The sequence below is a fragment of the Mycolicibacterium pallens genome, from assembly GCF_019456675.1.
In the GTDB taxonomy this organism is placed as follows: domain Bacteria; phylum Actinomycetota; class Actinomycetes; order Mycobacteriales; family Mycobacteriaceae; genus Mycobacterium; species Mycobacterium crocinum.
Map to the genome: position 1 here is coordinate 1,015,024 of NZ_CP080333.1, position 20,908 is coordinate 1,035,931.

General features: G+C 67.3%; 18 protein-coding genes. 9 read left to right on the forward strand and 9 right to left on the reverse strand.

Annotation, left to right across the window (positions count from 1 at the left end):
* Positions 1-28: 28 nt before the first annotated feature.
* From K0O64_RS04825 to K0O64_RS04855, 7 genes are all read right to left on the reverse strand, one after another.
* A complete protein-coding gene (locus K0O64_RS04825; protein ID WP_220046153.1) occupies positions 29-1,099 on the reverse strand; it encodes an alpha/beta hydrolase fold domain-containing protein in 1,071 nt (356 codons plus the stop codon).
* Between the two features lie 63 nt (positions 1,100-1,162).
* On the reverse strand, positions 1,163-2,056 hold the full coding sequence (locus K0O64_RS04830) for a cyclopropane mycolic acid synthase family methyltransferase (RefSeq protein ID WP_220046154.1): 894 nt from the start codon (positions 2,054-2,056) through the stop codon (positions 1,163-1,165).
* A 139-nt stretch (positions 2,057-2,195) separates the two neighbouring features.
* Positions 2,196-3,080 carry a cyclopropane mycolic acid synthase family methyltransferase gene (locus K0O64_RS04835; RefSeq protein ID WP_220046155.1) on the reverse strand — a complete coding sequence of 295 codons (885 nt, stop codon included), beginning with the start codon at positions 3,078-3,080 and terminating at the stop codon, positions 2,196-2,198.
* 141 nt (positions 3,081-3,221) lie between these two features.
* Positions 3,222-4,130, reverse strand: coding sequence for an alpha/beta fold hydrolase (locus K0O64_RS04840; protein WP_220046156.1), 909 nt, complete (start codon positions 4,128-4,130; stop codon positions 3,222-3,224).
* Entirely contained in the window at positions 4,130-5,476 is a 1,347-nt protein-coding gene (locus K0O64_RS04845) for an ABC1 kinase family protein (protein ID WP_096310144.1), read from the reverse strand. Before K0O64_RS04845 ends, K0O64_RS04840 begins: the two co-directional genes overlap by 1 nt.
* 123 nt (positions 5,477-5,599) lie before the next feature.
* Positions 5,600-6,193: a DinB family protein gene (locus K0O64_RS04850; protein WP_220046157.1), complete on the reverse strand. Its 594-nt coding sequence runs from the start codon at positions 6,191-6,193 to the stop codon at positions 5,600-5,602.
* Positions 6,194-6,214: 21 nt separating this feature from the next.
* Positions 6,215-6,718, reverse strand: coding sequence for a DinB family protein (locus K0O64_RS04855; protein ID WP_220046158.1), 504 nt, complete (start codon positions 6,716-6,718; stop codon positions 6,215-6,217).
* Between the two features lie 66 nt (positions 6,719-6,784).
* On the opposite strand from K0O64_RS04855, the gene K0O64_RS04860 reads away from it, so the two are divergent.
* The gene (locus tag K0O64_RS04860) at positions 6,785-7,738 is read left to right on the forward strand and encodes a helix-turn-helix transcriptional regulator (RefSeq protein WP_220046159.1); all 954 of its coding nucleotides are present in this window, start codon (positions 6,785-6,787) and stop codon (positions 7,736-7,738) included.
* Here K0O64_RS04860 and K0O64_RS04865 read toward each other — a convergent pair.
* Positions 7,728-8,279 (reverse strand): nucleotidyltransferase family protein, encoded by a 552-nt coding sequence (locus tag K0O64_RS04865; RefSeq protein WP_220046160.1) that lies wholly within the window; start codon positions 8,277-8,279, stop codon positions 7,728-7,730. The two genes, K0O64_RS04860 and K0O64_RS04865, sit on opposite strands and share 11 nt — an antisense overlap.
* Positions 8,280-8,294: 15 nt before the next feature.
* On the opposite strand from K0O64_RS04865, the gene K0O64_RS04870 reads away from it, so the two are divergent.
* From K0O64_RS04870 to K0O64_RS04885, 4 genes are read left to right on the forward strand one after another with little or no spacing between them, the layout of a single operon-like run.
* Positions 8,295-9,062, forward strand: coding sequence for an endonuclease/exonuclease/phosphatase family protein (locus K0O64_RS04870; protein ID WP_220046161.1), 768 nt, complete (start codon positions 8,295-8,297; stop codon positions 9,060-9,062).
* 27 nt (positions 9,063-9,089) lie between these two features.
* Positions 9,090-13,247 carry a glycoside hydrolase family 38 N-terminal domain-containing protein gene (locus tag K0O64_RS04875; protein WP_220046162.1) on the forward strand — a complete coding sequence of 1,386 codons (4,158 nt, stop codon included), beginning with the start codon at positions 9,090-9,092 and terminating at the stop codon, positions 13,245-13,247.
* The gene (locus K0O64_RS04880; protein WP_220046163.1) at positions 13,244-13,849 is read left to right on the forward strand and encodes a DUF7158 domain-containing protein; all 606 of its coding nucleotides are present in this window, start codon (positions 13,244-13,246) and stop codon (positions 13,847-13,849) included. Before K0O64_RS04875 ends, K0O64_RS04880 begins: the two co-directional genes overlap by 4 nt.
* A complete protein-coding gene (locus tag K0O64_RS04885; protein WP_220046164.1) occupies positions 13,849-14,745 on the forward strand; it encodes an ROK family protein in 897 nt (298 codons plus the stop codon). The genes K0O64_RS04880 and K0O64_RS04885 overlap by 1 nt, the downstream gene beginning before the upstream one ends.
* Positions 14,746-14,819: 74 nt before the next feature.
* Here the strand turns inward: K0O64_RS04885 and K0O64_RS04890 are convergent, their stop codons facing one another.
* Positions 14,820-15,758 carry a type IV toxin-antitoxin system AbiEi family antitoxin gene (locus K0O64_RS04890; protein WP_225933630.1) on the reverse strand — a complete coding sequence of 313 codons (939 nt, stop codon included), beginning with the start codon at positions 15,756-15,758 and terminating at the stop codon, positions 14,820-14,822.
* 305 nt (positions 15,759-16,063) lie between these two features.
* On the opposite strand from K0O64_RS04890, the gene rplJ reads away from it, so the two are divergent.
* From rplJ to K0O64_RS04910, 4 genes are all read left to right on the forward strand, one after another.
* On the forward strand, positions 16,064-16,594 hold the full coding sequence (rplJ, locus tag K0O64_RS04895; RefSeq protein WP_220046165.1) for a 50S ribosomal protein L10: 531 nt from the start codon (positions 16,064-16,066) through the stop codon (positions 16,592-16,594).
* 33 nt (positions 16,595-16,627) lie between these two features.
* Positions 16,628-17,020: a 50S ribosomal protein L7/L12 gene (gene rplL / locus K0O64_RS04900; protein WP_047329059.1), complete on the forward strand. Its 393-nt coding sequence runs from the start codon at positions 16,628-16,630 to the stop codon at positions 17,018-17,020.
* A gap of 212 nt (positions 17,021-17,232) precedes the next feature.
* On the forward strand, positions 17,233-18,255 hold the full coding sequence (locus tag K0O64_RS04905; protein ID WP_071947520.1) for an ABC transporter ATP-binding protein: 1,023 nt from the start codon (positions 17,233-17,235) through the stop codon (positions 18,253-18,255).
* A 128-nt stretch (positions 18,256-18,383) separates the two neighbouring features.
* Positions 18,384-20,807, forward strand: coding sequence for a hypothetical protein (locus K0O64_RS04910; protein ID WP_220046166.1), 2,424 nt, complete (start codon positions 18,384-18,386; stop codon positions 20,805-20,807).
* The last annotated feature ends 101 nt before the right edge of the window (positions 20,808-20,908 follow it).

A 20,908-nucleotide genomic window follows, 5' to 3' on the forward strand; every position in this document is an offset into this window, starting at 1 on the left:
AGACCTTGGGCGGGACCGGTAAAGCGCGTCACGACGGTAGACCCGCCAGCGACCATGCAAAACCGCTGACATCGCGCACCGACGCCGCAAAAACCTCCGGCATCGTCGCCGGGAACAGCAAATCTCCACCGTGGCACGTACCCGCCACAACTCGACCGATGGTCGGCACACCCGCACTCAGCAACCGTCGGTAATACAGAAGACCCTCGTCCCGCAACGGATCAAGCTCGTTCACCGAGATGACGTGCGGCGGTAAGCCGACAAGGTCGTCGTCGGAAGCCGCACCGGCCCAGCACGTCGGGTCGTCGGCATACTTCCTGTCCGGGTCGTAGATCGAACCCAACAGCGCGGCCTGCTGACAACTGATGAAGTAGCCGTCGTTCTCCCGCAGTGACGGCAGGTGGTCGGGATAGTCGAGCCAGCGGTTGGAGATGTACGGGCACTGGGCGTAGGCGCCGGCGATCTCGCCGAGCCATCCCTCTCTTTTTGCTTTGTGCACGACGGTCAGCGTCAGGTTTCCGCCGCCGGACTCGCCGGAGACGATCAGATGGCTGACTCCGAGATCCACGGCGTTGGCGTACACCCACCGGGTGGCGGCCGCGCAGTCGTTCAACCCCGCCGGGTAGGGATGTGCGCCGAGCCGGCCACCGGAGTTGCGAAACTCCACGCCGACCACGACGAGACCCGTGGCGGCCATACTCTCCCGAAGACGCTGATATGAGGTGTCCGCGGCGCTGGCGATCGCCATCGCGCCGCCGTGGAAATGCACAACCGCCGGTAACGGACCGTCGGCGTGACCCGGGCGGCTGATCAACAGCGTGATCTCGTTGCCGTCAGCACCCGGGATCGTGACGGTCGTGCTGCTGACACCCTCGGGGACAGGGACGGTCTTGGCGAACATCTCGAGCGTCCCGCCGACGGCGTCCTCGGCGAATGCGGCGTACGCCAACAGATCCGCCATTGGCGAGTCCACCGTCAACGGAGCGTCGGGGAACACGTCGGCCAATCCCAACGGGGCCAGCGCGGCGACCATCCGCGGATCCGATCGGGGATCGGTGCCAAGGGTGCAATTCGGATCAGCAAGTCGCCCAACAGCCATAAGCCCGAGACTAACTCGGGCTCATGAGCGGTATTCGGATATTCGCCGATGGCGGAAAGCCTGCTAGGCGACAGCACCCGGCTTGAGGTAGGTGACCAGGCTGACGTCGAGCGCCTCGTCGACGTAGTAGTACTGGCACCCGGTCAGGTACCGCATGTAGTTGTTGTAACTCTCTTCGCCGGCCGCGGCGATGGCCTCGTCCTTATGCTGCTCCAGGCGCGCCGCCCAGATGCCCAGGGTCTTGATGTAGTGATTGCGCAGCGACAGCGGCTCGGGGACGACGAAGCCCGCCTTCTCCCCGTGTTCGACGAGCATTTTTGTGCTCGGGATACGGCCACCGGGGAAGATCACGTCGACCATGAACTTGGCGAATCGGGCCAACTCGAAGGTCAGCTTCTTGCCGCGAGCCTGCAGATCGTATGGGTGGTAGCCACAACTGCTCTGGATCGTCATGCGGCCGTCGTCGGGCAGGATGTCGAACGAATTCTTGAAGAAGTCATCGAAGCGCTCGAATCCGAAATGCTCGATGGCCTCGATCGACACGATCCGATCGACGGGTGAGTGGAACTGCTCCCAGCCCTCGAGGCGGACGTCAAACGTCCGCTCGCTGTCGACCTTCGCCAGCAGCTGATCGCAGTACGCCTTCTGGTTCTTGGACAGTGTCAGTCCGATGACGTTGACGTCGTACTTCTCCATGGCGCGCTGCAATGTCAGGCCCCACCCACAGCCCACCTCGAGCAGGGTCATACCGGGCTTGAGGTCCAGCGCGTCGAGATGCTGGTCGACGTTCGCGATCTGCGCTTCGGAGAGTGTGACGTTCGGACCGGTGAAGAACGCGCAGCTGTACTTGCGGGTCGGGTCCTGGAACACGCCAAAGAAGTCGTCCGAGAGGTCGTAATGCGCCTGAATTTCTTCGAAATGGGGCCGCATGTCCTTGGTGTCAGTTGCCTCGGGCATGAGTGTGAGAGCCTTCCTGATTCTGCTTATCTATCTGCACCACGGCCCCCGCACGTGATGATTTGCGCGCGCGCCAGTATGCACTATGTGATCTGGACCATACCGTCTCGGGCATGTCGGACGGTGGTCAAACAGTGCCTTAACCGGGTGTTTCTTTCGCCTGCTTCTCAAGCGTGAACTGGTTGACGTCGATGTACCCTACCCGGAATCCGCGGGCGCACCCGGTGAGGTACTTCATGTAGCGCTCGTAGACCTCCTCCGATTGCACCTCAATCGCCTTGTCGCGGTTGGCCTCCAGCGCGGCCGCCCAGCAGTCCAGGGTGCGCGCGTAGTGGGGTTGCAGCGACTGCGTTCGGGTAAGCGTGAAGCCGGCCTTCGACGAATGCTCGTCGACCTTCTCGGGCGTCGGCAGCCGGCCGCCCGGGAAGATCTCGGTGAGGATGAACTTCGCGAACCGTGCCGCCTCAAACGTCAGCGGGATCTTCTTCTCGACCATCTGATCAAAGGTCAGCGACGTGATGGTGTGCAGCAGCATCACGCCGTCCTCGGGCAGCAGCCGATACGCGAGGTTGAAGAAGTCGTCGTAGCGGTCGAAGCCGAAATGCTCGAAAGCGCCGATGGATACGATCCGGTCCACCGGCTCGTCGAACTCCTCCCAGCCCATGAGTTCGATGCGCTTGCTCCGCGGACTGCCCGACTCGGCGAACACCTGCTCGACGTGGTCGCGCTGGTTCTTCGACAACGTCAGTCCGATGACGTTGACGTCGTACTTCTCGATGGCGCGCATCATCGTGGCGCCCCACCCGCAGCCAACGTCCAGCAAGGTCATGCCGGGCTGTAAGCCCAGCTTGCCCAGCGCCAGGTCGATCTTGGCGATCTGCGCCTGCTCGAGGGTGTAGTCATCCTCCTCGAAATACGCGCAGCTATACGTCTGGGTCGGGTCGAGAAAGAGTCGGAAGAAGTCATCGGACAGGTCGTAGTGCGCCTGTACGTCCTCAAAATGAGGTTTAAGCCGTTTGGCCATGCTGGTGTGCCTTTCGCATTGAATGCTTCAGGCAGCAACCACAAATCCCCCCCGAAGGGATGGGCGATCACCGCTGTCTGCAGACCTGATGCTAGCCGCTGCACCTGACATCCGACGATTCCGAAAGATAGGCGTAATTACCTAGCGGACCTCGGCAAATGTGGTTTTCAGCTCACCGGCGATGTCGTCGTAGAGCGCTTCTGGCAGGTCATGTGCCATGCCGTCGAACAGAACCAAACGTGCATTCGGGATCGTCTTGGCGATCGAGCGGCCGCCCGAGGGGCGCATCAGCTTGTCGGCGCGGCCGTGGATGACGACGGTCGGCGCAGTGATCTGGCGGTCGTAGCGCTTCAGGCTGCCGCTGCCGAGGATCGCGGCGAAATGCCGCGCGATGCCCTGCGGGTAGTGCGACCGCTCGTAGGCCTCGATCGCGTTCGCGCGTGCCTGCTCCTCGGGCACCGGATAGCCCGGGCTGCCGAGAATCTTGCCGACCCGAACCACATTTTCGACGATCACGTCGCGCGGCGCATTCGGCGGCGGCCCGGTGATCAGCGACAGCAGTGACCGCGGCGCCGGGGGAGGCAGGAATGCAGAGTTGTTGGAGGAGAAGATGATTCCCAACGCTCTGGTTCGCCGGCTGTACCGTGCCGCGAATATCTGCGCGATCATCCCGCCCATCGACGCTCCGACGATGTGCGCCTGCTCGATACCAAGGTGATCGAGGAGGGCGGCGGCGTCGTCGGCCATGTGCTCGAGCGTGTACACCGACTCACTGGGGCGCCCGACAAACGAACGCGCCAACTTGGGCACCAGCCCGCCGCTAGCCCGCTTGCCGTGCAGCTTGGTCGAGAGGCCAACATCGCGGTTGTCGTAGCGGATCACCCGATAACCCTGGTCGACGAGCTTCTCGCAGAAACCGTTGCGCCACAACAGAAGCTGAGCGCCGAGGCCCATGATGAGCAACACCGCCGGGTCGCCGGGATTGCCCAGGTCCTCGTAGTAGAGCTCGATGTCGTCGCCAATGGCGGCCGTGCCGGTACGGATTTCCATCAGACCTCGACATCACTCTGGTGCTCGCGGCTGACCTCCACCATGAAGTTGGCGAAGTAACCGCTGAACTGCGGATCGTTCATCATCTGCCACTTGGGCGCCAGCAGTTTCATGTAGCGCTCGACATAGAGGAACTGCTTGCCGATCAGCACCAGCTCGCGGGGCAGCTTGACGTCATAGGCGTCGGCCAGCGTGGAGAGTTGCTTGCCGATCTCGGCGTAGGACATGTCGCCCAGCGTCTTCAGGGTCAGCGGGGCGGCGAACGCCTCGAGATCCTTGGCGGCTTCCTTCTCGGGTTTCGTAGTGCCCACGGCGCCGAGCAGGACAACGATCTTGCCCGCCGCGGCGTGGTCCTTCTTGACCAGCAGCGCGTAGACGAGTTCGCGCAGCAGCCAGCGGGTGCGCGGGTCGATGCGGCCCATGATTCCGAAGTCCAGGAACACAATTCGGCCATCGTCGTCAACCAACAGGTTGCCGGCGTGCAGGTCGCCGTGGAACAGGCCGTGGCGAAGGCCCCCCTCGAAGGTGGAGAACAACAGCGCCTTGACCAGCTCGGTGCCGTCGAATCCCTTCTTGCGGATCTCCTTGACGTCATCGATGCGCACACCGTGCACCCGCTCCATGGTCAGCACCCGCTCGCTGGTGAACTCCCAGTGCACCTGCGGCACCCGGATGTTGCGGCCCAGCGGCGAACCGTGCAGCCCCGATACCCACGCCTCCATCGACTGCGCCTCGATGCGGAAGTCGAGCTCTTCGGCCAGATTGTCGGAGAAGTCGGCGACCACATCCTGGGCTGACAGTCGACGACCCAGCTTGGCCACCTCAACGAGCTGAGCGAAGCGCTTGAGGATCTGCAGGTCGGCAGCCACCCGGCGGCGGATGCCGGGGCGCTGGATCTTGACCACGACGTCCTCACCGGTGTGCAGGGTCGCAAAGTGCACCTGGGCGATCGACGCCGACGCGAACGGCTCCTCGTCGAACGAGGCAAACAGTTTCGCCGGGTCGCCACCCAGCTCCTGCTGCAGCAGCTTGTGCACCTCAGCGGTGTCGGCGGGCGGCACCGCGTCCAGCAGGCCGCGGAACTCCCGGCTCAGATTTTCCCCAAAGGCGCCCGGGCTGGACGCGATGATCTGGCCGAACTTGACGTAGGTGGGTCCGAGGTCGGCAAAGGTCTGGGGGATCTGCTTGATGACCTTGTCCTGCCAGCGGCCACGGCCGGGCAGTTTGGTGAGCACGCGTGCGCCGGTGCGGGTGAGCTGCCACCCGGTTGTGCCGATGCGGACAGCCTCGACCGGCAACGGAACGCGATCGAGCTTGGCTACTTCGCGGTGTTTGGTCGAACTCATTCGTACAAGTCTGCCAAATCGGGCCTTACTACCACCAATTTCCGGTTGGCGCGAGCAGGCGCAGAATTGCACGATTCTGGCGGTTGACGTGCGAGTCTGCGTCTGCTCGGGGAGGTTGTGCGGCTATTTCGGCCGCCAGGGGGTCAGCCACGGCTGCGGCGCCATTCCCTCGGCCGCGGCGACGAGCTCGTACATCGTTGCGCCGTCGATGGATTCGCGGATGATGTCGGCGTGGCCGGCATGCCGAGCCAGTTCGGCGATCAGGTGCTCGAGCACCCATCGCACCGACCAGGCCTCGACGTCGTCGGGGAACCACGGCGCATCCCGCGGCACGGGCACCGCGGCGTCCAGATCGGCGGTCTCGACCAGCCGCAATGATTCGGCGTTCTGGGCGGCCAATTGCTGCAGGATCTCGGCCAGCGTCTCGTCGGGCCGCATCACGTACTGGTCCTGGTACTCCTGGGCGCGTTCCTCGAAAGGGCGGTCGTCCGCCCGCGGTTCGCCCGGTGCCGCGGCCACCCGCTGCATCCAGGACTGCTGCACGCCGATGATGTGTTTGATCAGCCCACCGATCGACAGGGTGCTGACGGTCGGGGTCGACCGGGCCTGCTCGTCGGTGAGGCCGTAGGCGACGGCGACGAAGGCGCTCTGGTGGTAGGCGAGGAACTCGCGAAGGGCGTCGCGTTCGTCGCGCACAGGTGGGGCGAGGGTAGGCATGGTGGTCCTCTCTTATTGGTGTTATTGGTGTGCGTAAAGGTCGCGGAGACAAGCGATTTCGGCACCGTGATGGATGACCTCACGGTTGATGTGCAGGATCAGTTCGGAGAGCGCGTAGTCGGCGTAGGGGCCTTCGGCAGGCCCGCACGGGCGGGCCAGGTCATCGTCGGACAGGCCCCGTAAGCCGGTGATCCACCGCGCGTACGCGTCGTCGAGCTGAGCCAGTGCGGTCGTCGCGTCGGTGGCGTAGGGCCAGCTTTGATAATCCGCGGGCGGGCCGCCGAAGTGGGAGTGATTGCGCATCGCGAGCACGCCGACGATCACGTGGGCCAACCGCCAGGCGATCGTGGTGACGGGTTCCGGCTGCGGCGGTGGAAATGCGAAGTCAATGCCGCCATCGCGGTGCACGGTCCAGCAGCCCGCGACCGGCTCCCAGAAGTACTCGTCGTCGGTCAGGCCGTCGAGCCGGGGCCGCAGCGCGTTCGTCCAGTGCCAGTCGAGTTGGTCGGCGAGCTGAGTCGCCATGTCATATCTACAGGCTTTCATGCTTTGCGGACAGTTTCTGTCCGCAAAGTGGGTGACACTGGAGTCATGTCGCAGACAACGAGTCGGGTGCTGCAGCTTCTCGGCCTGTTGCAGTCCAGGCGGGTGTGGTCCGGCCCGGAGCTGGCTGAGCGACTCGGGGTGACCGCCCGCAGCGTGCGCCGCGACGTCGAACGGTTGCGCGACCTCGGATATCCCGTCCACGCCAGCACCGGCCACGGCGGCGGCTACCAGCTCGGCGCGGGTGCCGCGCTGCCGCCGCTGCTGCTCGACTCCGACGAGGCCGTCGCCATGGCCGTGTGCCTGAGACTGGCCGCCGGCGGCAGCGTCGCCGGTGTCGGCGAGGCCGCACTGCGCGCGCTGACCAAGCTCGACCAGGTCATGCCTTCGCGGCTGCGCTCCCAGGTCGCCGCCGTCCACGACGCGACCGTCACGCTGACCCGCGATGCCGAATCGCCCGTCGACCCCGAAATCCTGATGACGCTGGCGCGTGCCTGCCGCGACCGCGAACACGTCGCAGTTGACTACGTCGACCGGGCCGGCGCCGCGACCAGTCGGCGGCTGGAGCCCTATCAACTCGTGACGACCGGGCGGCGGTGGTACCTGCTGGCCTACGACCGCGACCGCGAGGACTGGCGCAGCCTGCGGCTGGATCGGATGGCCCAGGTGCAGGCGAAAGGAAGCACCTTCACGGCGCGGGAAGCGCCCGACGCCGCCGCCTACGTCCGTCGCGCGATCACCACCTCGCCCTATCGTTACGTCGCCAGAGTCCGCTACCACGCCGCCAAAGAGGTTATGGCCCAGCACTTCTCACCCACCACAGTGACCATCGAAGATGACGGTCCCGGCACCTGCGTCGTCGTCACCGGCGCCGATGACCCCGAGGCCCTGGTGCTGTATCTCGCGATGCCCGGCGTCGCCTTCGAGGTGCTCGAACCCGACGAGGTCGCCGACGGCGCGCGATCGATGTCGGCACTGCTGGCCGAAGCCGTCAGGCGGTGATGCCTAGGCGATCGGTGAGCACCAGGAAGGCCACGGCGAAATCGTTGTGCGCGGTGTCGGCGCGGACGCTGTCCCAATCAACCTGCTCGCGCACTGCGCGCACCGACGGCAGCAGCGACGCGAAATCGCAGTGGTGCTCGTTGAGCGAACACAGTTTCTCGGTGATCACGTAGGTCGGTGGCAGCACCCGCATCGAGATCGCCAAAACGTCGTGCGGCACCGCGCACTCGAGCGTCGTCGCGTCGACCGGAACCCCGTTGAGGCGATGCAGCACATCGATGACGAACTCGCCGCCGACGCACGCCTTGAACAACCAGTCCTCGGGCGGACGCTCGATCGTGAAGCCGGCATCGGCGAGGCTCTTGGCGGCCAACTCCACCTCGGACTCCGCGACCACGAAATCCACGTCGTGCACCGGCTCGGGCGCGCCGTACACCCACAACGCGTAGCTGCCGGCCAGTGCGAAGTCCGGACCGTCAGCTTTCATCGCCGCCGCAGCGCGACGCAATGCCGAGCGAAGGTCTTCATTCCGGGCTTGCACGGGTACCTGGTACCCATGCGGATGGCCACCTTCAACATCTTGCACGGTCGCAGCTTGGATGACGGGCAGGTCAATCTGGAGCGGTTGTCCGAGTGCATCCACCGGCTGAACCCCGATGTGTTGGCCCTGCAGGAGGTGGACTGCGACCAGCCGCGCTCCTCATTGGCCGACCTCACCGCGATCGCGGCGGCGGCGATGGGGGCGGTGGCGCACCGATTCGTCGCCGCGATCTCCGGCACGCCGGGGGCGACGTGGATGGCCGCCACCGGCAGTGAGCAACCGGGCACCGCCGCCTACGGCATCGCGCTGCTGTCGCGGTATCCGGCGGTCTCCTGGCAGGTGCTGCGGTTGCCCCGGATCCCGATGCGGTTCCCGATGTATCTGCCCGGCCCCAACCGGGTGCAGGTCGTCCACGAGGAGCCGCGCGCGGCGATGCTCGCCCAGCTGGACACCCCGCTCGGAGTGATGACCGTGGCCAACACCCACCTGTCCTTCGTGCCGGGGTGGAATCGCGTGCAACTGCGGCGGCTCACGCGTGACCTGCGCGGTCTGCCCGGTCCGCGGGTGCTGATGGGCGACCTCAACATGTCCGCGCCCGCGCCGAGCCGCCGCACCGGGCTGCGCTCGCTGGCCGCCGCGCCGACGTTCCCGCTGCACTGCCCCGACCGCCAGCTCGACCACATCCTCACCGACCACGACGGACTGGTGGCCTCCGAAGCGTGCACGCCGGTGCTGCCGATCTCGGACCATCGGCCGCTGGTGATCGACGTGTCGCTCCGCTGAGGGATGGTTGGGCCGTACATTGCTCGCGTGCGGATAACCTCCGCGGAGTCGACGGAGCTTTTCGTCGGGCCGCCCGATGCGCCGCTTCAGGTGGTCCGTGTCGGCTACAGCGGTGCCGGAACCGTGCGGATCGTGGGTGACGGGCTGCAGTGCGACGGGCTGACAGTGCCGCCCGGCGACGGGGTGGCCGAGGTACCGGTTCGGATTGAACGGCCGGTGTATGGCCAGCGGTGGCCGGCTCGCGCGGTCGGCGACGACGCCGAGTTCCCCTTCGAGCTCACGGTCGCCGAACCCGGCTGGACCATGTACATGATCAGCCACTTCCACTACGACCCGGTGTGGTGGAACACCCAGGGCGCCTACACCAGCCAGTGGACCGAGGAGCCGCCCGGACGGGCCCGGCAGAACAATGGATTCGCGTTGGTCGCCGCCCACCTCGAAATGGCGCGCCGCGACCCGGATTACAAGTTCGTGCTCGCCGAAGTCGACTATCTCAAGCCGTATTTCGACACCCACCCGGAGGACCGCGCCGATCTGCGCCGGTTCATCGCCGACGGCCGCGTCGAGGTGATGGGCGGGACCTATAACGAACCCAACACCAACCTCGTTGGCGCCGAGACCGCGATCCGCAACTTCGTGCACGGCGTCGGGTATCAACGCGACATCCTGGGAGCCTCACCGGCCACCGCGTGGCAGCTCGACGTGTTCGGCCACGACCCGCAGTTCCCCGGAATGGCCGCCGACGCCGGACTGACCTCGAGCTCGTGGGCCCGCGGCCCACACCACCAGTGGGGGCCGATGGCCGGTGACGGCGACCCGCGGCGCATGCAGTTCCGCAGCGAGTTCGAGTGGATCGCACCCTCGGGGCTCGGCCTGCTCACTCATTACATGCCTGCGCACTATTCGGCCGGCTGGTGGATGGATTCCGCGGCGTCGCTCGCCGAAGCCGAGCAGGCCACCTATCACCTGTTCGCCCAACTGAAATCGGTGGCGCTGACCCGCAACGTCTTGCTGCCGGTCGGCACCGACTACACCCCGCCCAACACCTGGGTCACCGAAATTCACCGCGACTGGAATTCCCGCTACACGTGGCCGCGGTTCGTGTGCGCACTGCCGTCGGAGTTCTTCGCCGCCGTGCGCGCGGAGACCGCTGAGCGTGGGATCGCGCCCTCGCCGCAAACCCGCGACATGAACCCGATCTATACCGGGAAAGACGTCTCCTACATCGACACCAAACAGGCCAACCGCGCCGCCGAGGACGCCGTGCTGGGCGCCGAACGGTTCGCGGTATTCGCCGCCCTGCTCTCCGGCGCGCACTATCCGGAGGCCGCGCTGGCGAAGGCGTGGGTGCAGCTGGCGTACGGCGCCCACCACGACGGCATCACCGGTTCGGAGTCCGATCAGGTGTACCTCGACCTGTTGACCAGCTGGCGCGACGCATGGGAGCTCGGAACGGCCGCGCGGGCGGGAGCCCTGCAGCTGCTGTCACGCGCCGCCGCATCCGAACCCGGCTCGCTGGTGGTATGGAACCCGTTGGCGCACAAGCGAACCGACATGGTGACCGTCGAGTTGTCGACGCCGCTCGGTGCCGGTGCCACGGTGGTGGATTCGGCCGGGGTGTCGAGTCCCGCCGTGGTCTCCGACGACGGTCACCGAGTGAGCTGGCGAGCCGACGGCGTCGACTCGTTGGGCTGGCGCAGCTACCGGGTGGTCGCCGCCGACGAACCGACCAGGTGGCACGCCATTGACGGGTTCGAGATCGCCAATGGGTTCCACCGGCTGCGGGTGGACCCGGCTCGCGGCGGCGCCGTGGTGTCGCTGGTCGAGCTGGCCGTCGATCGCGAGCTGATCGCCGAGGGGCGGGTCGGCAACGAGCTGGCCGTCTATGAGGAATACCCGGCCCACCCGCAGGCAGGGGAGGGGCCGTGGCATCTGCTGCCCGCCGGGCCGGTGACGTGTTCGTCTGCGGCGGTTGCCGATTCGGTGCAGGCGTATCGCAGCCCGGTTGGCGAGCGGCTGGTGGTGACCGGGCGGATCGGCGACCTGCTGCACTACACGCAGGTGCTGACCCTGTGGCACGGCATCGACCGGGTGGACACCAGCACCACAATCGACGAGTTTACCGGCGCCGACCGGCTGGTGCGGCTGCGCTGGCCCTGCCCGGTGCCGGGCGCGCTGCCGGTGAGCGAGGTCGGTGACGCGGTGATCGGCCGCGGGTACGGCCTGCTGCACGACCACGCCTCAGGGGAGGACCGCGCCGTCGACTCCGCCAAACATCCATGGACACTGGATAATCCGGCGCACGGGTGGTTCGGACTGTCCTCGGCAGCCCGCGTCCGCGTCGGCGCGGAGGTGCGTGCGGTGTCGGTGGCCGAAGTGGTGGTACCGGCCGAGACCACGTCCGGGGCGCGTGAGCTGATGGTCGCGTTGGTGCGGGCCGGGGTGACCGCGACGTGCAGTAGCGCCGAGCACCCGCGGTATGGCCACCTCGACGTCGACTCCAACCTGCCGGATGCCCGAATCGCGTTGGGCGGCCCTGACGAGAACCCGTTCACCGCTGCGGTTCTCGCCGCTGCCGACGCCGCGTACACCGCCGAGTTGAAGCGGCAACTGGTGGGCGCCGGACAGGCGCGGGTGTGGGTGCCGGCGAGGACATCATTGACCGCGGTATGGCAGCCCGATGCCGACCTGCGCGGTGTGCTCGACATGGCGGTGCTGATCGTCGCCGGCGACGGGGCCGTCGCCGCCGTGGTCGACGACCTCGACGACGCGCAGATCGACGTCGCGCAGCAGGCGCCGTCGGGTGTGGACGGGTTCGAGTCGCGCACCATCGCCCTGCTCAACCGCGGCGTGCCGGGATTCGCGGTGGAACCCGACCAGACACTGCACACATCGCTGATGCGCTCGTGCACCGGCTGGCCGTCAGGCGTATGGATTGATCCGCCACGACGCACGATGCCCGACGGGTCCAACTTCCAGCTACAGCATTGGACCCACACCTTCGACTTCGCGCTGGTGTCCGGGGCCGGTGATTGGCGCTCGTGCGAAATGCCCTTGCGCAGTGCGGAATTCAACCATCCGCTGGCGTGCGTGGTGGCCGACGACGCAGTGGGGGCGCTGCCCGCCGACGGCTCACTGTTGCGTGTCGAACCGGCCGGGGCGCTGCACCTTGCCGCCCTCAAGATCGGCGGCAACCCGACCGCCACCGGAAGCTCGGCCGCCGTCGATCCCGAGGACGTCACTATCCGGCTGGTCGAAACACGCGGCGCCACAAACGAAGTCGCGTTGTCCTCCGATGTCGGTGCGGTGTCGTCGGTGGTGTCAGCGAACCTGCTGGAAACCGCACGCGGCGCAGGTGAGGCACCGCTGCGGCTGCACGGATATCAGATCGCCACCCTGCTGGCCCGGCTGAATGTCCACACCGTGCTCGATGCCGACGGCGCCGCGCTGGCTCCCGAGGCCGAGTCCGCCCAGCCGCTCTACGCCCGGTATTGGTTGCACAACCGCGGTCCCGCCCCGCTGGGCGGACTGCCCGCGGTGGCGCATCTGCACCCCGACGCGATCACAGCCGAGGCCGGGCAGCAGGTGCGGTTGCGACTGACCGCCGCCAGTGACTGCAGCGACGCCACGCTGGCCGGGCAGGTGCGGCTGCGTGGCCCGCGCGGCTGGACCGTCGAACCCGACCTGTTGCCGTTCGAGCTGCCCACCGGCCACCACCGGGAAGCCGAGATCGTCGTCACCGTGCCGACCGACGCGGAGCCCGGCGACCACCCGATTCGCGCGCAGCTCACCCTGTCCGGGGATGTGCCGGTGGCGTGGAAGCAGGCTGCCGAAGACGTGTGCGTCGTCTCGGTCGGCGCACCCGGCACCCTGGTGCGGCTGGTGACCGAGCCGTCCGACATCGTCGTCGCGGCAGGGGAGCGCGCCCGCCTGGCTGTCACCGTCGGCAGCGCCGCCCACACCGAGCTGTCCCTGGAAGCCCACCTGATCAGCCCGTGGGGGACGTGGGAGTGGATCGGCCCGGCTGCGTGCGGGGCGGTCGTCGGTGCGCGATCCGAGGTCGAGGTCGCCTTCGACATCGCGCCGCCGCCCTGGACCAAACGCGGGCGGTGGTGGGCGTTGATCCGGATCGGATGTGCGGGCCGGTTGCTCTACACACCGGCGGTGGCGGTGACGGTCCGATGACCGTGGCCGCAACCGTCGCCGGGGTGAACGTCGACGTCGGTGAGGTCGACGCCCGCGAGGCCGCCCTGCGCGCCACACCCCACGTCGCGGCCCTGCCCCGGGCGCACACCAGCGAAGGACGCCAGTTGCGGCGCTGGCTCACCCAACTGCTCGTTGCCGAGAAGCTGGTGGCCCGCGAGGCCGAAGTACTCGGGGTCGGCGTCACCGAGTCGACGCCGGACGAGGACGCCGTGCTGCCCGACTCGACCGCGCGGCTGGAGATCGGCAGCATCGCCGCCGCTGTCCTGGCGGATCCGATCGCCCGAGCGGTGTTCGCCCACATCACCGACGACGTCGAGATCGACGACGACACCGTCACAGATTTCCACGCGCGCAACCCGCGGCGGTTCCTTCAGTTCGGCGGAACCGGTGGCTGGCGGGTGGCCAGCGAGCCAGACCTGGCCGACGTGCGTCCGATGATCGCCGCGCACCTGCTCGGTGCGGCGCGGCGTCGCCGGTTCCGGATGTGGCTCAGTGCGCGGCACGCCGACCTGGTGTGGCTGGCGCCTGGCTACGAACACCCTGGCGATCCACGCCAGCCCGACAACATCCATAGGCATTGATGAGCACACTCGCGATCGACATCGGCGGCACGAAGATCGCCGCCGGACTCGTCGACGCCGACGGGCGACTGCTCTACGAGACCCGTCAGCCCACCCCGCACACCGAGGACCCCGAACAGGTGTGGGCCGCGGCCCGTCGCACCATCACCGACACCCTCGCGGAGGCCGGCGGTGCCGTCGACGGTGTCGGCATCTCCTCGGCCGGCCCCATCCACGTGCCGGACGGCACGATCAGCCCCATCAACATTGCGGCCTGGCGTGACTTTCCCGTCGTCGACCGGGTGGCCGCGGCAGTGCCCGACGTGCCGGTGCGCCTCGGTGGCGACGGCCTGTGCATGGCGCTGGGGGAGCATTGGCGCGGCGCCGGTCAGGGCGCGGCGTTCCTGCTCGGCATGGTGGTGTCGACCGGCATCGGCGGCGGACTCGTCCTTGACGGGATGCCCTATCACGGGCGCACCGGCAACGCCGGTCACGTCGGTCACGTCATCGTCGACACCGACGGACCGCCGTGCATCTGCGGCGCACGCGGTTGCGTCGAAGCGATCGCCAGCGGACCTCACCTGGCGCAATGGGCCCAAGCGCAGGGCTGGACCGGTGCCGACGCCAAGGAGCTGGCCGACGCCGCGGCGTCGGGAAATGACGTGGCGCTGAAGGCATTTCGTCGCGGAGCCCGTGCGATCGCGGCGATGATCGCCTCGGTGGGCGCCGTGTGCGACCTGGACCTCGTGGTCCTCGGCGGCGGCGTGGCCAAGGCCGGTCCGGTGCTGTTCGACCCGATACGCGAGGAGTTGCGGACCTTCGCCGGGCTGGAATTTCTGCGCGGACTGCGGGTGGTGCCCGCTGCGCTGGGCGGGGAGGCCGGCCTGGTCGGCGCGGCAGCGCTGCTGCGTGACTGAGTGCGCGCGAGCAGACGCAGACTCGCACGCCAGAGGGCAATTTTGTGCGATTGTGCGTCTGCTCGCGGTAGAGGTCACGCGGCCCGGGCGAGGTGGATGGCGATTCGCTCGGCCAGGCGCGCCGGCCGTCGACGGACATCGTCGGCAACGATGGGTATGACGGTCCAGCCCAGCTCCTGCACACCTGCGAATCGCGCCTTATCCCTGAGCATTTCGGCGCGGCCAGCATGCCATTCGATGCTTTCGTATTCGGCTGCAATGCGGGCCTCGGGCCAGGCGAAGTCCACCCGCCATCGTTGCCCACCGGGAGCGCTGATGGTGTATTGCAACTCAGGAGCAGGCAGCCCATGGTCGATCATGACCAGCCGTGCTTCGCTTTCCATTGCCGATTCCGACCGCGCGTCGGCGAATGGCAGAAGGTCACGGACGGCTCTGATGCCTCGTCGGCCGCGTTGAGCGATTACCGCCTGGTCGAGATTGCCGGGCGTGCACCACTGCGAGTGCAGCGCCGCGTCGAGTGTGGCCAGTGCTCGTGGCCGGTTCAGCTGCCGCGCCACCTCGACGGCCGTCCACGCCGGAGAGGTCGCCGGGCGGCCTGCGACCCATTGCACCGGCGCGCCGATCCGCTGATGGACCACCAGGCCGACGGTGGAGCGCAGACGAATGCCCGGATCGAGGACATGAATCGCGGCGGTGTTCTCGGTGTCGAAGCCATACAGTGCGGCGGCGGTGCCCATTGAGGCCACTGCCCATTGGCCCATGAACACGTCCAAGGCGGCCAGACGCCCGACGAGGTCCGGCATCGCTCGGGAGTAAACGCCGTACCAGACGCGGACCAATCCGCCCCTGCGGACTTGCACGTCGAGTTGTTGGCGGGTCATCACCGTCAGAAGTTGCGCAGTGGTGGCGATGCCGCCAGTGCGGTCGAGCAAAGCGGTGACGGCGGCGTTCACCCAAGTAGCGTCGAGGTTCACCGGAATTCTGGTGTGCTGCCTGCCCGCGACGCTGTGCATAACTCGCCAGCAGACGCAGACTCGCACGCAGAAGGTCCGATCTGTGCGATTGTGCGCCTGCTCGCCGATTAGGAATACACGCGAGTGCACGCTATTCTTTGCCGGTTCCACCGAAGACCGTCGGTCACCGAGCAATCGGTTGAAGGTCCCGGATCACCGGGCGGCCCACGCAGGAGGACGAGGCTCGACCGCTGTTGTCAGCGGCATTTGCACGCCCCGACCTGTCCTGTGTCGGGGCGTTCGGCATTCCAGGACTTTTGCGCTCGTCGGTTGGTGGACGTCCCAACCATCACGAGGAGGCAAGCATGGCCAAGGCTGACAAGGCCACCGCGGTCGCCGACATCGCCGAGAAGTTCAAGGAGGCGACGGCCACCGTCGTCACCGAATATCGCGGCCTGACGGTGTCCAACCTTGCCGAGCTGCGCAGGTCGCTGGGCGCGGGCACGTCGTACACCGTCGCCAAGAACACCTTGGTCAAGCGTGCGGCGTCCGAGGCCGGCATCGAGGGTCTCGACGAACTGTTCGCCGGCCCGACCGCCATCGCATTCATCAGCGGTGAGCCCGTCGACGCCGCCAAGGCGATCAAGAAGTTCGCCAAGGACAACAAGGCGCTCGTCATCAAGGGCGGCTACATGGACGGCAAGGCGCTGTCCGTGTCCGAGGTCGAGCAGATCGCCGACCTGGAGTCGCGCGAGGTGCTGCTGTCGCGCGTCGCCGGCGCACTGAAGGCGAAGCAGTCCCAGGCCGCGGCGCTGTTCGTGGCGCCCGCGTCCCAGGTCGCCCGCCTGGCCGCAGCTCTGCAAGAGAAGAAGGCCGGCGAAGACTCCGCCGCCTGAGACCAACCACCAACCGATAGATAAGGAATCACCATGGCAAAGCTGTCCACCGAAGAACTGATCGACGCCTTCAAGGAGCTCACCCTGCTCGAGCTCTCTGAGTTCGTGAAGGTGTTCGAGGAGACCTTCGACGTCACCGCCGCCGCTCCGGTCGCCGTCGCGGCTGCCGGCCCCGCCGCCGGTGGCGCCCCCGCCGAGGCCGCCGAAGAGCAGTCCGAGTTCGACGTCATCCTCGAGGGTGCCGGCGACAAGAAGATCGGCGTCATCAAGGTCGTCCGCGAGATCGTCTCCGGCCTGGGCCTCAAGGAGGCCAAGGACCTCGTCGACAGCGCTCCCAAGCCGCTGCTCGAGAAGGTCAACAAGGAGGCCGCCGACGACGCCAAGGCCAAGCTCGAGGCCGCCGGCGCGACGGTCACCGTCAAGTAAGTCTGGCTCCACAGAAATCCCCCGCGGGCATCGCGCCCGCGGGGGATTTTCTTGTCCCGCGCCGTACGGGCAACGACGTGGCTACAAGCTGCCGGGATCGTCAATAACGGCTAGGTACACAAACTCAGTGGCGCCAATCCGCGTGCGCTACAGTGACTCAAACCACAGGCCATCGCGGCGGTGGCTGACCGGTGTGGGCGGAAGGATCTGGCGTGGGTATTGCTGTTCAGGTCGAGGGGCTGACGAAGTCGTTCGGTTCCCAGCGAATTTGGGAAGACGTGACCCTCGACATCCCCGCCGGTGAGGTCAGCGTGCTGCTGGGTCCGTCGGGTACCGGTAAGTCTGTGTTCTTGAAGTCGCTGATCGGCCTGCTGCGCCCGGAGCGCGGCAAGATCATCGTCGACGGCACCAACATCATCGAGTGCTCGGCCAAGGAGCTCTACGAGATCCGCACGCTGTTCGGCGTCATGTTCCAGGACGGCGCGCTGTTCGGCTCGATGAACCTGTTCGACAACACCGCCTTCCCGCTTCGTGAGCACACGAAGAAGAAGGAATCCGAGATCCGCCAGATCGTCATGGAAAAGCTCGACATGGTCGGCTTGGGTGGCGACGAGAACAAGTTCCCCGGTGAGATCTCCGGCGGTATGCGCAAGCGTGCCGGCTTGGCACGGTCGCTGGTGCTCGACCCGCAGATCATCCTCTGCGACGAGCCCGACTCGGGTCTGGATCCGGTGCGTACCGCCTACCTGTCCCAGCTGCTGATCGACATCAACGCGCAGATCGACGCCACGATCCTGATCGTGACGCACAACATCAACATCGCCCGTACGGTGCCCGACAACATCGGCATGTTGTTCCGCAAGCACTTGGTGATGTTCGGTCCGCGTGAGGTGCTGCTGACCTCCGAGGAGCCGGTGGTGCGTCAGTTCCTCAACGGCCGCCGGATCGGTCCGATCGGTATGTCGGAGGAGAAGGACGAGGCGACGATGGCCGAAGAGCAGGCCATGGTCGACGCCGGTCACCACGACGGTGGTGTCGAAGAGATCGAAGGCGTGCCGCCGCAGCTGACGGTCACCCCGGGTATCCCGGAGCGCCAGGCGGTGCACCGCCGCCAGGACCGGGTGCGCCAGATCCTGCACACCCTGCCGCCGGCCGCCCAGGAAGCCATCCGCGACGACCTCGACGGCACCCACAAGCTGCGGTCGCACACGTTCGCCGGCGAAGACGGCAACTGACCTGAGCTAAGCATCAAGCGAAGGGCCCCAACCGAAAGCGGTTGGGGCCCTTCGCTTTGGTCAATTCGCCCCGCCTCGGCCGTTTGCTCGGATACCGTTTGCTCGATTGCCGAGGAGGGGTCAGCTAGGTGCTACGCGACCGGCGGGTCTGGTGGGGGGCGGTTGCCGTCTTCGCCGGAATCGGCGCGGGCCTGCTGACCGGTAGCGCCACCGCGGCCGCCGAGACCGGCGGCAGCCCAGAGCATTCGACCGGCACGTCCACCTCCCAGGCCGCACCATCGCAGACCAAGTCGTCGGTCGCGACGACCGGCAAGCCCCGCGTCGCGGTCGCCGCCGTCGTCTCCGGCCCACGCGCCCCGAAGCCGACTGCCAAGGCAGCGCCGAAGGCCGCGGCCGGCCAGCAGACCACCGGCCGGCCGGCCGCCAAACTGTTGACCAGCGTGCTGTCCGCGCTCGGCGTCACCCCGCCGCCGGCGATCGCCACAACTTCCCAGCCGGCGACCGGCACCAGCGCGCGACCCGCCGCGGGGTCCAGCCCCGCGCAGACCGCGGTCGTCAGCCCGCCGGCCACCAACGGCGTCACCGGCGTCAAGGTCGGCCACTCGACGCTGACGATCCCGGTCAACGGCGGCTTCAACGCGCCGGCCGACTGGTACTTCCCGACCCAGGCCGACGGTTCGGTGCAGGCCAACGGCGTCATCTGGCTGCAGCACGGATTCCTGGCCGACAAGGCGTTCTATTCGGCGCTGGCCACCCAGCTCGCTCAGCGGACCAACTCCATCGTCGTCGCGCCGACGCTGCCGTCGTTCCCGCAGCTGACCTGTCGTGGGTGCACGCTCTACGGCGTGCCGATGCAGAAGGCCGCCGCCACGATGTTCCTCGGCGACCGCTCGGGACTGACGATCAGCGCCAGCCAGGCCGGGTATCAGGGGGCGCTGCCGCAAGACTTCATCCTCGCCGGACACTCCGCCGGCGGCGGGTGGTCGTCCTCGGTGGGCGGCTACTACGTCGACGCCCTGGCGCCCGGCGACCAGAACCATTTGCTCGGCGTCGTGATGTACGACGGCGTGAACATGAACAGCACCCTGCCGCAGGCCATCGCCAGCTTGGACACCCTCGACGTTCCCGTCTATCAGATCGCGGCGCCGGCCCAGATGTGGAACACCTTCGGCACCACGACCGACGAGCTGCTGGCGCTGCGGCCCGATCAGTTCGACGGCGTCGTCCTGGTCAACGGGTCGCACGTCGACGCGATGCTCGGCAGCAACCCGGTCATCGACTTCTTCGCCCAGCTGGTCACCAAGCGCTCGCCGCCGGGGAACACCTCCGCGGTCGACACCCTCAGCGCGGGCTGGATCAACGACCTCTACGTCGGCGCCGGCCCCGACGCCCCGCAGTTCGGCATCTACGGCGCCGCAGGCCAGCCGATCATCATGGGCAACGCCTCCGCGGTTGTGCTGCCCACACCGCTGGCCAGCCAGCTCGGACCGATCGAGACGCTGATGAAGAAGTGGACCGCCCTCGTCATGCCGCTGATCTTCGGCGGTGCACCCACCTCGGTGCCGGTCACCCCGGGGGCCGGCAGCCCTGCCACGCCTCCGTCGACGGTGACGTCGCCGACCCCCAACGGGGTGACCGGTGTGCGGACCGGCAACACCACGCTGACCATCCAGGTCGGCTCGCGGACCTACAACGCGCCGGCGGACTGGTACTTCCCGACGCAGGCCGACGGCTCGGTGCAGGCCAACGGCATCATCTATCTGCAGCACGGATTCCTGGCGACCAAGTCCTTCTACACCGTGCTGGCTCGGTCGCTGGCGCAGCAGACCAACAGCATCGTGGTCGCGACGACGCTGCCGTCATTCGCGCCGCTGGGCTGCCCGACCTGCACGATCAACAACCCCGCGATGCAGCAGGGGGTGGCCGACCTGTTCCTCGGCGGCCGCGCCGCACTGACGATCAGCGCGGCCAACGCCGGGTTTCAGGGCACCCTCCCGCAAGACTTCACGCTCACCGGACACTCCGCGGGCGGGGGACTGGCGGTGGCGGCGGGCAGTGACTACCTCAAAGCGCTGGCGCCCGGCGACGACAACCATCTGCTGGGCATCGTGATGTACGACGGCGTCGCCAACGGGAACCTGGCCGATGCGCTGACCACCCTCGACGGCATTCCCGTCTACCAGATCGCCGCGCCCGCGCAGCCGTGGAACGCCTTCGGCCGAACCACCACGGACCTGATTGCAGACCGTCCAGATCAGTTCGTCGGCGTCGAACTCGTCAACGGCTCACACACCGACTCGGTGATCGGCTCCGACCCGTTCTTCGACTTCTTCGCCGCCATCTTCGTCCGGCCGTCCGCGCCCGGTAACGCCTCCGCGGTACACACCTTGGCCGCCGGCTGGATCAACGACTTCTACGTCGGCGCCGGCCCCGACGCACCGCAGTACGGGCTCTACGGGACGGCCGGGGAACCCATCATCATGGGGCCCACCGCCGCGATCGTCCTGCCGACCGAGCCAGCCGCGGCGGCAGCGACGTCCATCGCCGCCTGACGAATCGATGACATCCCGGTCCGCGGATGGGATTTCCGTCCCGACCGGGTCTGGCACTGAGTACCTTTGCCCGATCGTCAATTTCGGGGAGGCGGGTCAGC